This is a genomic window from Salinibacterium sp. M195 (genome assembly GCF_019443965.1).
Classification (GTDB): domain Bacteria; phylum Actinomycetota; class Actinomycetes; order Actinomycetales; family Microbacteriaceae; genus Rhodoglobus.
The window spans coordinates 376010-391222 of record NZ_CP040814.1 but is presented as its reverse complement, the minus strand read 5'-3'; the positions used below and the strand labels follow the sequence as shown (position 1 = coordinate 391222).

The 15213-nt window shown below is 61.5% G+C and carries 11 protein-coding genes; 2 read left to right on the top strand and 9 right to left on the bottom strand.

Annotated elements, in window-relative coordinates:
• Nucleotides 1–194: 194 nt before the first annotated feature.
• Nucleotides 195–6065 carry a DUF5979 domain-containing protein gene (locus tag FFT87_RS01865; protein WP_219949693.1) on the top strand — a complete coding sequence of 1957 codons (5871 nt, stop codon included), beginning with the start codon at nt 195–197 and terminating at the stop codon, nt 6063–6065.
• A 41-nt stretch (nt 6066–6106) separates the two neighbouring features.
• On the opposite strand, the gene FFT87_RS01860 is transcribed toward FFT87_RS01865, so the two are convergent.
• The 6 genes from FFT87_RS01860 to FFT87_RS01835 form a co-directional block, all read right to left on the bottom strand.
• Nucleotides 6107–6511: a DUF1304 domain-containing protein gene (locus FFT87_RS01860; RefSeq protein ID WP_219949692.1), complete on the bottom strand. Its 405-nt coding sequence runs from the start codon at nt 6509–6511 to the stop codon at nt 6107–6109.
• 68 nt (nt 6512–6579) lie between these two features.
• Nucleotides 6580–7569: an MDR family oxidoreductase gene (locus tag FFT87_RS01855; protein WP_219949691.1), complete on the bottom strand. Its 990-nt coding sequence runs from the start codon at nt 7567–7569 to the stop codon at nt 6580–6582.
• Between the two features lie 133 nt (nt 7570–7702).
• Entirely contained in the window at nt 7703–8728 is a 1026-nt protein-coding gene (locus FFT87_RS01850) for a 6-phosphofructokinase (protein WP_219949690.1), read from the bottom strand.
• A gap of 89 nt (nt 8729–8817) precedes the next feature.
• Nucleotides 8818–9705, bottom strand: coding sequence for a rhodanese-related sulfurtransferase (locus tag FFT87_RS01845; protein ID WP_219949689.1), 888 nt, complete (start codon nt 9703–9705; stop codon nt 8818–8820).
• A gap of 18 nt (nt 9706–9723) precedes the next feature.
• A complete protein-coding gene (locus FFT87_RS01840; RefSeq protein ID WP_219949688.1) occupies nt 9724–10191 on the bottom strand; it encodes a hypothetical protein in 468 nt (155 codons plus the stop codon).
• Between the two features lie 6 nt (nt 10192–10197).
• On the bottom strand, nt 10198–10581 hold the full coding sequence (locus FFT87_RS01835; protein WP_219949687.1) for a hypothetical protein: 384 nt from the start codon (nt 10579–10581) through the stop codon (nt 10198–10200).
• Nucleotides 10582–10623: 42 nt separating this feature from the next.
• On the opposite strand from FFT87_RS01835, the gene FFT87_RS01830 reads away from it, so the two are divergent.
• Nucleotides 10624–11559 carry a DNA-3-methyladenine glycosylase gene (locus FFT87_RS01830; RefSeq protein WP_219949686.1) on the top strand — a complete coding sequence of 312 codons (936 nt, stop codon included), beginning with the start codon at nt 10624–10626 and terminating at the stop codon, nt 11557–11559.
• Here FFT87_RS01830 and FFT87_RS01825 read toward each other — a convergent pair.
• From FFT87_RS01825 to FFT87_RS01815, 3 genes are all read right to left on the bottom strand, one after another.
• Nucleotides 11556–12950: an ADP-ribosylglycohydrolase family protein gene (locus FFT87_RS01825; RefSeq protein ID WP_219949685.1), complete on the bottom strand. Its 1395-nt coding sequence runs from the start codon at nt 12948–12950 to the stop codon at nt 11556–11558. The two genes, FFT87_RS01830 and FFT87_RS01825, sit on opposite strands and share 4 nt — an antisense overlap.
• A 131-nt stretch (nt 12951–13081) precedes the next feature.
• Nucleotides 13082–14872 carry a DUF2075 domain-containing protein gene (locus tag FFT87_RS01820; protein ID WP_219949684.1) on the bottom strand — a complete coding sequence of 597 codons (1791 nt, stop codon included), beginning with the start codon at nt 14870–14872 and terminating at the stop codon, nt 13082–13084.
• Complete coding sequence (locus tag FFT87_RS01815; protein WP_219949683.1) at nt 14859–15179, bottom strand: nucleotide pyrophosphohydrolase; 321 nt, start codon at nt 15177–15179, stop codon at nt 14859–14861. Before FFT87_RS01815 ends, FFT87_RS01820 begins: the two co-directional genes overlap by 14 nt.
• Nucleotides 15180–15213 lie beyond the last annotated feature (34 nt).

Sequence of the window (15213 nt, the reverse complement as noted above, 5' to 3'; positions counted from 1 at the left end):
CGGGGGTAATTTCTTGCATTAAACCGCAAAAAGGGTGAACCGGAGTGTGATGTTTCGCCCGGAGCGCGCTCAATTCTTGAGCCCCTCGGCAGGCTTGATTCAGATCTGCCGGGACCCGACCAGCGCACAATCTAGTCCACGTCTTCCTGCCCGTAGGAATTCGAAGCTTCCGGCCACACACTGGAAAGCTCTCAATGACCCTGCCCTTGCCCTCTTCACGCCGTCGATCCCCGCGCCTAACCTGGTCGGGGCTAACCCGATCGTTAGCCGCCCTCGCGATCACTGTCCTTGTCGCTGGTTCCGGTTTGGCCACAGCGATGCCAGCGCAGGCCGACGAGCTTGGCAGCGGAGTCTTGAGCCTGTCGAAGACAGCGAGTGCAACGGGAGCTGAACTGCCCGGTGCAACTTTCGTCTACACGCTAGGGTTCGGATGCTCCTCAACGACAACCGGGTGTGTTGACGCCGTCTTGAGCGACGAGATTCCGGCGCCTCTCGAAATTGTCGGTTCCCCACTCGTGGCCGGTGTTGGGTCATCGACCGTCACGGTGACGGGCAATCGGGTTGAAGTGGCATTCGAGGATGCCGTCGCCAATACGGATCCACCGAGCACGGGCCTCGCCGACAGCACGACCGGAACCGTTCAGATCACGGTCAAGGTGCCCGACGATCTCGGCATGTCTTGGGATGGCACCGCCGTAACCAATGACGGCAACCTCGTGGCCGTCAATGCGCTCCCGCGCACAGCCCAAGCAACTGTTCCGCTGCGAGTGCCGACAGTGATCGCGGCGTCTCTGAGCAAGAACTGGACTCCGGCGGCGGCAGAATATGGCCCCGGAAACCTCTCGAACGTTACGTTGACGGTCGCGAACTCCTCAAACATTTCGGCATCCGAACTCACGATCTCCGAGCCGGCATCACCCGCTTCAGCAGCCAGCACCTTCAACTTTTATGACCTGAATGCTCTCGGTGCTGTCACCTTCCCCGAAGGAGCTGACCGCATTCAGGTCGACGCTCTCGTAGGCGGCGTCTGGATGACGGGCAACGCCCAGACGGCGGCAACACTGCCGACCGGAGCTCTGCCCGCCGCCGTCGAAGGGCTGCGATTCACCTTCACGGCAACTACTGGCGCAACCATCGATCCTCGGGGAACTAGCGGCACCGTTCAACTTTCGCTCGCACAACGCCTCGTGAATCGTGCGACCCCGACCGAGGAGCTTGCCGCCGGCGGCAGCAGAGTCAACGTCGCCGGTGCTGCCATCGTCACCCCAGACGGTGGCGCGGACGCACCAGACGCTACCGCTACCCAAGTTGTCGCCCCGCTGACAGCCAGCGTCGCCGTCACGAAGTCCTTTAGCCCCGAGGAAATTCCGGCGGGGGAGAGCACCGTCGCGACGATCGCGGCACGAAATACTTCGACCGGTGCGCTAACGAGTCTCAGCATTTCTGAGCCGAGCACCGCCGGCAGCTTCTTCTCTGACAGCATCATCTTTGACGGCTTCGATGCCACCGCGACTGAGTGGCCATCTGGGGCTACCGCCGGCACCGTCACGTGGGTCGTCAACACGGGCACAGCACCAGCGCCAAGCGCCTTCACGCAAGCTTCGGGTCTTCCCGCAGCACCCGGGCTGACTGCCGGACAGTTCATCACCGGCTTTGTCCTCAACTACACCGGCGCCATCGACGTTGGCGCAACTGCTCGCGCTGGCGTGCAGATTGAAACGACCGCTGCCGCAGCAATAAACACGGGCAGCGCATCCATCTACTCAAACGCCGTCGATGTTGTGGGAACCAACGCGGCCGGCACCGGAACAGCAACAACTAGCGCTGATCTCGCTGTCTGGACGCCAGCAATCGAGGTAGAGCTCAGCAAGAGCATCCGCCCCAGTGCTGTCTACGCCGGGGGCAACAGCATCGTCGAGCTCACGGCAACTACCCCGGTCGGCACCAGCACGGTGCGTCCCGATGAGATCACCATCACCGAGCCGGGCGCCCCCGGCGTGCTTCCCGCTAGCGAATACTGGAACGCATTTACCCCGGTAGCAATCGGTGCCACGGCAGTTCCTCAGGGCTCAATTCTCACCATCGAATACTTTGATGGCAGCGGCTGGCAGAGCATGGCGGGCTCCAGCGGCGTCATTGACGCCACCACGTCAGCTCAGATGTTCTCGGGCAACCTCGACGCCATGCTGCCGTCGGGAGTTGTTCCCGACGATGTGGAAGGCTTGCGCTTCAGCTTTACGGATGCCGATGGCTTCGCCCGGGCGATGACCGTGAAACCGACCATCGTCTTCGAAGCTCGCTCAGAATTACGCGACGGCACAGGAACCACCAACGTTGGCGAACCGATCGACAGCGCAACGTGGACCGACTACGAGAACTGCGGTGCAGTAACCGCTAACGGCACACTCAATGCGACAAGTCTGAGTGATGATGCTGCAGCATGCGCTACCGCGACAATCATCCCGACCGAAGGCGGCCCGGGCACCGGACCGGCACCATTGATCGTCGACAAGGCGATGGATGACGCGACAATTCTGGCGCAGTCTCATGATGCAACGGGAAGCACTCTCACCTGGGGCGTTCAGAGCGCGGGCTATGACACGGTGACAGTGTCAGACACCCCGAACCCTGCCGCCGCAACAGTCGCCAACACGATGTTCCAAGCTTTCGATCTCACTCGAATTGACGCCATCAGCCCCGCGCAGGATCCGTTGATTCGTTGGGATGCTGTGCACCGCGTTGAGCTGTTCAGCGCCACGAGCAACGCCTGGGTTGATGTGACCGGTGCCGCCTGCAGCCCCGCAACCAACTGCGTCGGCAACTTTCCCGGCTACACCCTCAGTGCCGCGGAACGTGCCGACACCATCGGTGTTCGGCTAACTTTCGTCGAGCGAGCAGATCGAGCCGCGATCATCGCGGCCTCCGCCGACCCGCTCGCGCCACCGGCAGGGTCTGGCGTAGCGAACCTCCCTCGCGGGGCGTATGCGGGAGCATCCACAGCCGGACGAACAATTCATCTCGACTGGGAACTTCGCAATGTTGTACGAGACGACTCAGCGACGACTGACCAGTGGGTCACGGCCCTAGAAACCTTCAACCAGCCGGATGCCGGAGTGGTGCGCAACACGGTTGGCGTCGTTGCGACGCCTGCTGTGGGTTCCCCTCAGGCGGCATCCGATTCTGCTGACATTACTATCGTGCAAACACCACCAACGGTAGAGGCAACGAAGTCAGTAACCCCTACGACCGTGACAATTCCCCGCCCGGGCGTTGCTCAAGCTGACTACCCGACCGCCACCTACACAACGACGGTGCAGAACACGTCACCAACCAACGTCTGGCAGTTACGTCTGACTGACCCGTCGCTCTGCCTAGACGCCGCGACATGCGCGTTCGACGTCACCGACGTTCCCTTTGTCGGGGCCAGCTACGACCCCAGCCACAATCCCTTCGAGCGGCTCAATCTGACAGGGATCGACATCAGCCTGTCTGGTGCTTCCGGAATCACGGCAACAGAAGTGCAGCTCTGGCTTCGAGATGCAGCAGGAACTCTGAGCGTCAGCAGCAGCTATACGCAGGCCCAAGCGGAAGCACTCACCGCAAGCCAGCTTCAGGACGTCGTTGGCGTGACAGCGCTGTTCACCGGAGAGAGCACCGATGGCGGCACCATCGCCGCAGGGGCGCGGGCTACCGTCACCCTCGAGACTCAGCTTCGTCAGACACTGCGTGACGCGGAAACACCCATCACGGCGATCAGCGTTCCCAACTCTGTTCTTGTCGGAGTGCACGACAACGTTCTCTACCCGAGCATTTACAACCAAGACATCACCACGAGTCCGCTCGCGATTGATGACGGGTTCATCGCTGTGGTCGCCGGAAAATCGATCGCCCCCAACAGTGCGGTCATCGCGGCGCCGAGCACGCCCGTTCTCGTCGACCTGCGGGCACGCTCGACAGGAACGGTCGCCCCCAAAATCCTGACAGTTCAGGATGACGCCGCAACATTCTGGAACGCGTTCACCGCCGTTGCTGCCCACATCCCCACCATGCCCGCCGGGGCTGATCGCGTGGAAATCGAGGCCCTGGTCGGAACAACGTGGAGCGGCGATGGTGCGACGACTCAGGCGCTCGCGGCTCTTCCGGCCAGCGTTGATCCTGCCGACATTATTGGCGTGCGTGCAACCTTCGCCCGCGCTGATGGAGCCGAGTTCTCCGGCACCAACGATGTCGTAAATCTGCAGATCGAAACCCAGCTGCGCACTCAACTGCGCGACGGTTCTGGGGCAGTCACGACATCCGAGAGTTCGGCGATCATGCCGGGCGAAACCATTGCCGGACAGATCTCCAACGCTGTCGGAGTGACGGCAACGCACGATGCTCTCGTAGATAACGATGTTGCGGACGCAACGTTCACGCTGAACGCGGGCACGGCTCGGATGGCAATTGAAAAGACGTCGATCGGTCAAACTGCAGCCGGAAAAGAGATTCCGTTCACTCTGCGCCTGCGCAATACCGGAACCGGATACCTCGTGAACCCGGTCGTGACCGACGTTCTTCCTGCGGATAGCTCGCTGACGTTTGTGCCAACGGACAACCCCGTCTATTCCACCACTAGCGGGGGAACCCTCACCACTGATGCCGCCCAGGTCGTGCGAAGCTTCGATGCGGCCACCGGAGAAATTAGCTTCACGTGGCCGACGGGCGCTCGACTTGCTCCCGGCGAAACCTACTCCATCACCCTGCGGCTCGAAGTGAAGCCAGGACTAGCAGCAGCATCTGTCGCGGACAACGGAATGACTGTCACCAATGACCGTCAACTCGAGGCGTGTGCTCCGTTGAACAGCAGCAACGGTCGCGCCGTCACCCTCGCTGACAACACGTGCTCGACGAGCAACGTCGTCACCGTTCTGGCGCTTGGTTCGTTCTCAGCCCAGAAGGGCGTGAAATCGACAGCCGGAACCGCGTCTAACTCCGTAAACCCGAGTGTGAACTGCACGCCGGATGCTGGCGGCTACTACCGCTACCCCTGCGCCGCAAACAGCACGATCGGGGGAACCGACGAGTGGAAGCTGCAGCTCATCAACGGCGGAACGATCGGTGCAGCCTCGCTTGAGCTCATCGATATCTTCCCTCACGTCGGTGATACCGGCGTCGTTGACCCGTCACCGCGAGGGTCGGCATTTGCCCCTGAGTTCAACGGCGATGTGAGCTTCACGAGCACGACTCCTGGAGTCGGATTCGACTGGTACTACACGACCGATGCGAACGTCTGCACGGCCGACCTCTTTCCTGCCACCGCAGACTGTGCAACCGGAGACTGGATGCCCTCGAGCAGCCTCGCCGCCGGAAGCGGAGCGACGGTCACCGGAATCAAGGCGGTGTTCGATTTCAGTGCCCTTGCGGACGGTGCACTGCCACCAGCATCCGTTCTCACCGTGAACTACACGACGACGAACATGCCGAGCAGCTCGAACTCCGCTGGCCGAGTGCCCCTGAGCGTGCCCTTCGAAGATGTGCACGCGTGGAACTCCTTCGGGTACTACACGACCTACGTGTCTGGGCCGAACCCGCCATCGCCGGAAGAGCCCATCAAGGCAGGGATCGGCCTGTTCGCCGGCTCGATCACCATCAACAAGGTCATGGAAGGATCTGAGGCTGGCCGTGCGCCCCAGACGATTACCGCCGGGGTCGAGTGCAGCGTGTTCGGAGCCCCCGTGGACATGGGCTCGGTTGGAGCGCTGACTCTCGACGCTGCCACCGGGTACACCGCCAGAATCGACGGTATTCCGCAGGGAGCTGACTGCATCGTTACCGAAGATGGAATGCTCGGATGGTTTGGCGAGCAGGAGCGCAATGGGCCCCAAACGGTGACGGTTGCGCACGCTGCCACAGCCGCGGATGAGGTACCCGCCGCACACAGCGCCACACTGGTGAACACCTACACACCAGCACTGCTGGCATTCACTGGCGCTCAAGGAATCAGTGCGCTGCTCACCGTCGGTCTTGTCGGTGTGCTTGCCGGAGCGGTTCTCTTGGTGGTGAGGCGGAGAAGAACTGCACGCTGAGTGGTAACGGGGAGGCTGATCTGATCGGCCTCCCCTTTTCGTTAGCCGAGGTTGAGCGCGAGAACCAAGAAGATGATCCCGAGCAGGGGAGGAACGCCCTGGATGATCGCCGGGCGCACCATCGTGCGCTGCGATGTAATGAGCACAATGGCAGCAAGCACCATGCTGAGCGCGGCAAACATCGCCAGAGCGATGCCAGCGGGCCACAGGTTGATTGAGCCCATCATGACGAGACCGGTTCCGGCACCGAGAGCGAGGAAGGCGTTGTAGAAGCCCTGGTTGTAGGCCCACGGCTTGATGATCGGGGCATCCTCACTTCGCACCCCGAAGATCTGCTGCACGCGCGGGGTGTGCCACAGTACGCTCTCCATGAAGAAAATCATGATGTGTACGAGCGCGGCAAGAAAGACAAAAGCTGATCCGAGAATGGCGAAAAGGTTGTTCATACTCGAAAGTGTGGCACAGCGGTGGTGCTAGGCGCGCCGCCGTCGTGCCGCTGTCGTGCCCGGCAGGGCTAGGCGCGTACGTCAATCACGGTGCGCCCCCTGATGTGGCCAGCGAGGATGTCTGCGCCGGCGGCGATGGTGTCGCTCAGCCCGATCACGGTCGTGGTTCCGGCTAGCAGTTCGAGATCCAGATCGCGCTCAAGGCGACTCCACGCTTCGAGGCGCAGCTCGCGTGGCGTGAACACAGAGTTGATGCCCACCAGGCTCACACCGCGCAAGATGAACGGCATCACGCTGGTATGAAGATCACTGGACTGCGCATTGCCGCACGCGGTCACCGTGCCACCGTACTGGGTAGCGGCGATCGCGGAGGCGAGCGTGATGCCGCCAACCGCGTCAACCGCGCCATCCCAGCGCTGCTTCATGAGGGCTTTGGGCTCGGTGCTGAGCTCAGCACGATCAATGATGGTTGTGGCGCCAAGCTGGCGCAGATAGTCATGTTCACTCTCGCGACCAGTGGATGCCGTAACGGTGTAGCCGAGCTTGCTGAGTAGTGCGATCGCCACAGACCCCACTCCGCCAGCAGCGCCCGTGACGAGCACCTCGCCGGAGACTCCGCCGCGCTCAATCGCGAGCACCGAGAGCATTGCGGTGAAGCCGGCGGTGCCAATGGCAGCCGCCTGCTGGTTGCTGATGCCGGCAGGCACCGGAACAACCCAATCACCCGGAACGCGCGCACGCTCAGCGTAACCACCATGGTGAGTTTCGCTGAGGCCGCAACCGTTCACCAGAACCCGCTGACCAGCACTAAAGCGGTCATCGGTCGACTCGGCGACGACGCCAACAAGGTCGATCCCGGCGATCAGACGAGGGGCGCGAACGATGCCAGGTTTGCCCGTGAGTGCGATGCCGTCTTTGTAGTTGAGGCTTGAGAACTCGACATCGATGGTGACATCGCCATCCATGAGGATGCTGTCATCCAGTCGCTCAGAAAGCTCGACCTGCGCCGGAGCTTGACGGTCGGACTCGTTCTTGATTACTTCGATTCCACGCCACATGCTGCCAGCCTAGGACCGCAGGCTGTGTTGTTGCACAGCGCAGAACGACAAAGCGCAGAACGACAAAGCGCAGAACGACAAAGCGCGAGTGACGCCGCCGCTGGGCTGTGTCACTCGCGCTTCGGATTTGACGTTAGCCGAAGAGGATGGCGGCTTCGTCGTAGCGCGACTGCGGCACCGTGTTGAGCTTGCCGAGGGCATCCTCGAACGCAACGTTGGTGATCTCGGTTCCTTGCAGCGAGACCATGCGACCCCAGCGACCGTGAATGACGGCGTCGACCGCTGCCAGTCCGTAGCGGGTGGCGAGCACACGGTCGTAGGCGCTTGGCGTTCCGCCGCGCTGGATGTGACCCAGAGTGGTCGACCGAGTTTCGAGACCGGTGAGAGCTTCAATCTCGGGCGCAAGCTGGTCGCCGATTCCGCCGAGGCGGGGGCGACCGAAAGCGTCGAGTCCACGTTCGGAGTGGGCATCATCCATGGTGTCGAGGGTGAAGCCTTCGGCAACAACAACGAGCGGGGCACGGCCGCGGTCGCGAGCAGAATTTACCCACTCCACGATCTGCGCCATGCTCGTCTTCTGCTCAGGGATGAGGATCGCGTGAGCGCCGGCAGCCATACCGGAGTGCAAAGCGATCCAGCCGACGTGACGGCCCATGACTTCGGCAACCATGCAGCGGCCGTGTGAGTCGCCGGTGGTGCGCAGGCGGTCCATGGCGTCGGTCGCGATCTGCGTGGCAGTGTCGAAGCCGAACGTGTAGTCGGTGGCTGAAAGGTCGTTGTCAACCGTCTTGGGAACGCCGACGATCTTGATGCCGGCATCCGTCAATCGTTTGGCAGCAGCAAGCGTGCCTTCGCCGCCGATGGCGATGAGCGAGTCAACGCCGAGGCGTTCCATGTTTTCGCGCACCGTGTCTGCGCCGTCGGTGCCTTCAAAGGGGTTCGTGCGCGAGGTGCCCAGAATGGTGCCACCCTGCTTGGAGATGCCCTGAATGTCTTTACGTTCGAGGGACATGGCGTCGCCTTCGACAACACCGCGCCAGCCGTCGCGGAAGCCGACAAACTCTTTGTTGTAAACCTGCGTGCCTTTGAGCACGATGCCGCGGATAACCGCGTTCAGTCCGGGGCAGTCGCCACCGCTGGTCAGGATGCCAATCTTCATGCAACTATCATTGCGCATCTTGACTGCGATGCGAGCCACCGGTTACGTACGGCCTGAGCGTTGGTGCGCTCGCTCGATAGCCGGGGGAGCTATTGCGACGCGACCGCTGCCGGAATCGGATGCGCGGCACACGCGGCGACGGCTGCGTGTTCATCGCACACGACGAAGAGCTCGCGACAGGCCGGGTTGTGGCAGTTTTCCACCCGTTTGGTGGGCGCATCGCACAGGTAGCAGTGGCCGATGGTTTCGGCCTCCTTGGTGAAATCGATTGACATGCGTTTGTCGAAAACGTAGAGCGAACCATTCCACAGGCCAGAGTCGCCGTATTTCTCGCCGTAGCGAACGATGCCACCGTCGAGTTGGTACACCTCGCCGAAGCCGCGACTGCGCATAAGAGAGGAGAGCACTTCACAGCGGATGCCGCCCGTGCAGTAGGTGACGATCGGTGTGTCTTTGAGGTGGTCGTATTTGCCGCTGTCGAGTTCGGCGACGAAGTCGCGAGTGGTGTCGACATCCGGAACCACCGCGTCGGTGAACTTGCCGATCGCGGCCTCGATGGGATTGCGACCGTCGAAGAAGGTGACTTCTTTGCGGGCAACAAGTTCGTGGAGTTCTTCGGGGCTGAGCTTCGTGCCGCCGCCCACGACGCCGTTCTCGTCTACCTGAAGTTCCCCGGGAGCACCAAAGCTGACGATCTCGTCGCGTACCTTCACGCTGAGCTTCGGAAAGTCGCCGCCGATGCCCTCACTCCACTTGAAGTCGATGTTCTTGAACGCGGGGTAGTCACGCGTCTTGCGAATGTAGCGCTTCACATCTTTCAGCTCGCCGCCGACGGTGCCATTCATGCCGTCTTTGGAGAGGATGATGCGACCGCCGAGGCCGAGAGACTCACAGAGGTCGCGCTGCCACAACCGCACAGCCTCCGGATCGGCCAGCGGCGTGAACACATAAAAGAGAAGGATCTTAGGAACAGCCACGAGGCAAGTTTACGGCTGTTAGGCGGGGAACCCGCGCGGAGCAGGTGGCAGCGGTGGGCCGGCATCCGGATCATCCGTGTCGTCGCTCGAATCGTTGGGATCGTCTTCTGCCTCGACGGGTGTTTCGGGGTCTGCCCCGAGGGGATCGCCATCGCGCTCGAGAAGCATCTGGGCGTAGGCGATCCGTACCCGGTTCGGAGCGACAAGTTCGTCGAGAAAGAGATCGCGAAAGCTCATTCCGGACTCAGGAAAGAGGCGAGTCCACGTTCGCGCCGTCCAGGTCAACTCGCTCAGAGCAACGGCGATGGCATAGACGAAGGTGAGTTCTGACGATGCCGTCGAGTTGAACAAAATGAGCAGAACGAGCCCGGTGCCAATAGCAACGACACCGATCATGCGCACGTGACGGATGACAGGCGTTCGCGCGCCGCTCAGCGCTACACCGGTCGCGATGCCGATCGCGAGAAACGCCCAAAACCAGAACATCGGCCGCTACTGCCGCTCGGTGTTCTCGGTGGCGGTCGCACTGTCGACTTCTGACTCCGGCCAGAGCATCCATTCGTCAACCATGGCTGGGGGATGCAGAAAGCTGCGGCCGATGGTCTGCACGAGCGTGCGCCCAGAATCGGGAAGAAGCTGATGCCAGAGCACCCCGGTCGCAACGATGGATGCCAGCAGAAAGCACACGGCGTAGGTCACGAGTGTCGACAGGCTTAGTTGGGCAGACGGTTGCAAGAGCAAGACCGCCAAGGCGCCGGCGAATCCCAAAAGAATGGCGCCGGCGCGCGGTGCTCGCTTCATTGTGGGCACGTGAGCCTTGGCGTGGAGGGCACCAAAAATCAATGCTGCGATGATCGCGCCGCCAAGAAGAAGCATGAGTGAAACTTTACGTCAGGGGTGGCGCGTAATCTATTTCTCATGACTTTCGCGCTCGCCGTCGACGAGCCTGTTCGCACGCGTTTTGCGCCTGGACGGCCGGTCGATGTGCGGGCAACATTGGCGCCTCTTAAACGTGGTGCTGGCGACCCCACGATGCACGTGGATGCCGCGGGCACCTGGCGCACGATGCTCACGCCGCACGGCCCGGCTACTCTGCTCCTCGTGCAACACCAGTCGCATGTGGAGTGCACCGCGTGGGGCGCCGGAGCCGAGTGGGCGATCGAGAGTGTTCCCGAGCTGCTGGGGGAGGGCGACGACTGGAACGACTTCGACATCTCGGCGCTTCCGTTCGCCGCTGAAGCGCAGCGCCAGAATCCCGGCTTGCGGTTGCCGCGCACCAAGCTCGTGTTCGAGGCACTAGCGATGGCCATTCTCGAGCAGAAGGTCACGGGTATTGAAGCGAAGCGGGGATGGCGCATCCTCATCACCAAGCATGGTTCGCCGGCGCCCGGTCCTGCCCCGGCCAAGATGAGGGTCGTGCCGACGCCTCAGGGTTGGGCGCGGATTCCGTCGTGGGAGTGGCACCGCGCAGGAGTCGGGCCCCAGCGCTCGGCGACCGTGATGCGCGCGACGCAAGTAGCGGCATCCCTCGAGCGCACGGCCGATTGGGGTCGTGGCGGGCCGCGCATTGAGACCGCGCTGCGATCAGTCGTGGGCGTTGGCGTGTGGACGGCCGCCGAAACCATGCAGCGCTCCCACGCCGACCCCGACAGCCCCAGCGTCGGCGACTACCATCTGGCCGCCGTTGTCGGCTGGGCCCTGATTGGCGAACCTGTTGACGATGAGCGGATGCTCGAACTGCTCGAGCCCTGGCGCGGCCATCGCCAACGCGTGGTGCGACTCATCACGGCATCCGGGTTTCGCAAGCCAGCCTTTGGGGCACGGATGACGATCCAAGATCATCGCGGGCACTAACTAGTCGAGAGGCCCCGCAGTGCATCGCGGAATGCGCGATTGGGGCGTGCACGGGGCAACGCCGCCGAGACCGCGGAGAGCGCGCGATCGATAGGTACGTTGAGGTGGCGGGCCGCATAGAGCGCGGCGACGGTAGGGGTGCGGCTCTGCGCTTGAACGCAGTGCAGCAGCACCGTGTGGCCCTCGGCACGGAGCGCGGCAACAGCATCCGCTGCATCCGCGAGTACGAAGTCGAGGTTGGGGTTCGCGGCCGGATCAGCTTTGTCGATCAGGCGGATCTCGACGCGTTCGCGAATGCGGGCAGGCACCTGCTTCGAGCCGATGCGGCACAGAGTGACGACGGCATCCACTTCGGCAGGAAGGTTGTCGAGGGCGCCGACCGCTCCGAGCCACACCCCGTTGTCATGCGGATGTTGTACCAGAGTCGAGATGTCGCCATATGCGGAGTAGTCGACGCGCTCAAGCGCAGGCGTGCCACTGACGACCTCGGCAGAGAGGCGCACGAGATCCAGGCTGCGCAGCCCGGGCCAGCCGTGCACGATGCGCTGCCATGCTGCCGGGATTGATGAGAAGCCCCAGCCGGCCGCGGCCAAACCGCCCGCAATTGCGGCGACCGTGTCGGTGTCGTTTCCGCCCCGGACGGCGCGCTCAAGAATATCGACCAGGGAGTCGCCATTGACGATCGCCGACCAGGCACCCTGGAACGCTTCAACCACCCAGCCATTTTTGGTGAAGTCGCGTGGTTGCTGGGCTTCGGCGGCCACGATGCGTTCCGTCCACAGCTCGGCCCGGTCTGGCTCCAACGCCGAAAGCCCGACCCGAACATCAACCTCTCCAGCCAGAATGGCGTGCCGGATTGCGAAACACCACAGCACGCAGGCGTCGCCGGCATCCTCCTCGAAGTGGGTGAGGTCGCTGATGGCGCGAGCGGCCTCGACGAGCCCGGTCGGGTCATCGAGGTAGGCGAGCGCGACTGGGGCGGTGCGCATGAGGGAGCCGTTGCCGCCGCTGCGTCCGCGAGCGTCATGCAGTCGCTTCGCGGAGGTTCGAGCGGCGCTCGCCGTAGCCTCGATGCCGTTCAGAACGCCCTTGGTTTGGATGCCGACATCCGGTGCCGTCGTGGCCCAGTCGACCCACGCCGCAACGATTTCGTCGAGAACCGTTTCGTCGCGCAGGTCACGGCCGGATGCCGCGGCTCGCAGGATCGGGATGGCCATGGACGTGTCATCCGTCCACTCGCCCGCGGCCCAGTTGAACCCGCCGCCACCCTTCATAACGACAGGGCCATCAAAGGCGGGGCCGAATTCGTAGCCAGCGCCGAGGGCATCGCCGGAGGCCATACCGAGCATGACGCCAGCGGCGCGGTCAGATTGTGCGCATGAAAGTTTCATGAGTTCTCCATTTCATCAGGTGTCGGCTGCAGAAGCTGCCGCGCCTGGGAGCCAACCTGGGCTTAGTCGAAATCGTCGGCCAAGCCGTCGCTCTGTCTATCGGGCAGATCGGAACCCTGCTGGTGCCGCCTTCATTCCGTCGCTCCGCTGCTGCTCGGAATGAACTTCTGTAAGTAGTTGCGGAGTGCGGGATCGCAGACATAAACGTAGGTGCCGCGAATTCCACGGGTGAGAAGAACCGCGTAAATATTGCTGATTAGCTGGAGCAGATCGACATCGGTATAGACCTTGTCGAGCGTTGGATTGTTCTCTTTGCCTTTCTTATCGAAGTAGGAGTCGCGGTCGATAAAAAGGGAGGCAGTTTCCGGGTCGTATCTCAGGTCATTCCCGATGATGACGCCGGCATAGTTGAGGTCGTAGCCCTGAACGGTGTGAATTGAGCCGACTTCGTCAACTGAATTTGGGGAGGCGATCCAATCCACAGCCTTGCTGTTCCAGCGAAGCTGACATCCGTCGATCTCGATGTCGTAGGTGGCGGGCTGCTTCTTGGACTTCCACTCCCACGCGTAGCCGGCGGTAAGCCTTGACAAGCCGAACTCGACATCCTTCCTGCGAATTTCATCGTGCATCTGCTCGACGCTGTCGAACAAGCGGAAGTCGTAACCAACAAACTTTTCAGGAATCAGCGGAGCAGTTTTCGCTTCGATCGATGCGGCGCCGACTAGGCGGCGGACGTAGCCAACGTAATCCGACTCGGCCCGCACTCGCATTTGCGATGCGAGCCTGTAGTGATTACTGGCAGCCTTCGCGTCCTGAACTAAAGCGCGTGTCACAGACAGCGGGAGATCGGCTGGGCGAACGCTCTGAGCTTCGTCGATGAGCAGGATCTGATGGCGGCTCTTGGCGCGCAGCCAATCTAACTGCGTCTTAGTTTTGTCGTCAGTTCCAAAGAGAGCTTCAGTGATTTCTTTGAACTTGGTGTTCTGGGGCCCAGAGGCTTGATTAGCCCGCTGGTTCAGGCGGTGGGCTTCGTCGACGATCAAAATGTCGAACTCTTCGGCGGACTCTCCAACTTCGAACGGAGTCATAACCATGCTCCGAGTTAATCCGGGTGTCTTCGCGAAGACGTTCTGGATGGACTTTCGCAGCGACTGTTGCGGTACGACGATTCCGAGCCGCAATCCTTCGAGAATTTGAGGGTACCCGGATGCGAAAAACTCGGAGAACATTGAATCCTGGTCGATGTCATTGTGCGGTTCCGATTGTGCAATGTCGACGAGAAGCTTCATGAGATAGATCGCGATAACCGTCTTCCCCGTGCCGGGGTCGCCCTGGATCACAATCGTGCTGAGTTTGCTGTTCTCGAGGTTCTCGAACAAGCCCTCGACGATATCTTCAACGGCGATTGCTTGATCAGGGCTGAGCGACTTGAAAGGGGACAGCTTGAAGAGATCGCTGTTCTCAATCTCCGGAATTGTGCGCGTGAAAACTCCGTCGGACCGTAGTTCCTCGAAAACTTCCCGGAACGACGTCTGATAACGCTCACGATCGTAATAGTCGGAATCGGTTATGCCGTCGTTCCGGTTCAGCACACGATATGTTCCATCCCCGGCAAGCAGGCGAATGAGGTAGGACTCCAGATCCAGACAGGCTGACTTATTGAATGTGCTGTCGATCACCACACGCACAGTTTTAAGGTGACTCTTGCTGCTCGAGTCGATGTGCTGCAGCATCCTTCCGGCTGCATTGCGCGACTCGCCCACATAAACGTCGCTGAGACGCGGCCGTTTACCTGCCGCTGTTTTTTCTGCGTCGTCCAGAACATAGACCACCGGCCAATTGGTATTCCGGGCGCTCAGCTGCGCCCATATCCCGATGTCCTTCTTCTTGAAAGCGACCCGCTCAATCTCAAAGTCGGTCATATTTAGTGCTCGTGCCTTGTGCCTTCTCGACTGGGTATTTGTTTCGTGAAATGGCAAGCTTGTCTCGAATGATCTGATCAGGGTTTACGCCAATTCGATCAGCAAGCATGAAGCAGTAGGTCAAGACATCCGCGAGTTCGTCCTGAACTCGCGCTGGATCCGCCTCTGATCTCCACTGGAAGCATTCCAGCAGCTCGCCCGCTTCGATCGAGATGCTCTTGGCTAGGTTTTCCGGTGAATGAAATTGGCCCCAATCTCGCTCTGCCACGAAGGCCCTGATCTCGTCTCGGAGGGAAGGTTCATCCATGTCGCCAACCTAGCAGCGTTGTTCGCTCGCGCGG

Excerpts from the sequence above, each read along its gene's own strand:
- FFT87_RS01850 (WP_219949690.1), bottom strand. The coding sequence starts at position 8,728 with ATGAAGATTGGCATCCTGACCAGCGGTGGCGACTGCCCCGGACTGAAC.
- FFT87_RS01865 (WP_219949693.1), top strand. The coding sequence starts at position 195 with ATGACCCTGCCCTTGCCCTCTTCACGCCGTCGATCCCCGCGCCTAACC.
- FFT87_RS01815 (WP_219949683.1), bottom strand. The coding sequence starts at position 15,179 with ATGGATGAACCTTCCCTCCGAGACGAGATCAGGGCCTTCGTGGCAGAG.
- FFT87_RS01840 (WP_219949688.1), bottom strand. The coding sequence starts at position 10,191 with ATGTTCTGGTTTTGGGCGTTTCTCGCGATCGGCATCGCGACCGGTGTA.
- FFT87_RS01820 (WP_219949684.1), bottom strand. The coding sequence starts at position 14,872 with ATGACCGACTTTGAGATTGAGCGGGTCGCTTTCAAGAAGAAGGACATC.
- FFT87_RS01830 (WP_219949686.1), top strand. The coding sequence starts at position 10,624 with ATGACTTTCGCGCTCGCCGTCGACGAGCCTGTTCGCACGCGTTTTGCG.
- FFT87_RS01855 (WP_219949691.1), bottom strand. The coding sequence starts at position 7,569 with ATGTGGCGTGGAATCGAAGTAATCAAGAACGAGTCCGACCGTCAAGCT.
- FFT87_RS01835 (WP_219949687.1), bottom strand. The coding sequence starts at position 10,581 with ATGCTTCTTCTTGGCGGCGCGATCATCGCAGCATTGATTTTTGGTGCC.
- FFT87_RS01825 (WP_219949685.1), bottom strand. The coding sequence starts at position 12,950 with ATGAAACTTTCATGCGCACAATCTGACCGCGCCGCTGGCGTCATGCTC.
- FFT87_RS01860 (WP_219949692.1), bottom strand. The coding sequence starts at position 6,511 with ATGAACAACCTTTTCGCCATTCTCGGATCAGCTTTTGTCTTTCTTGCC.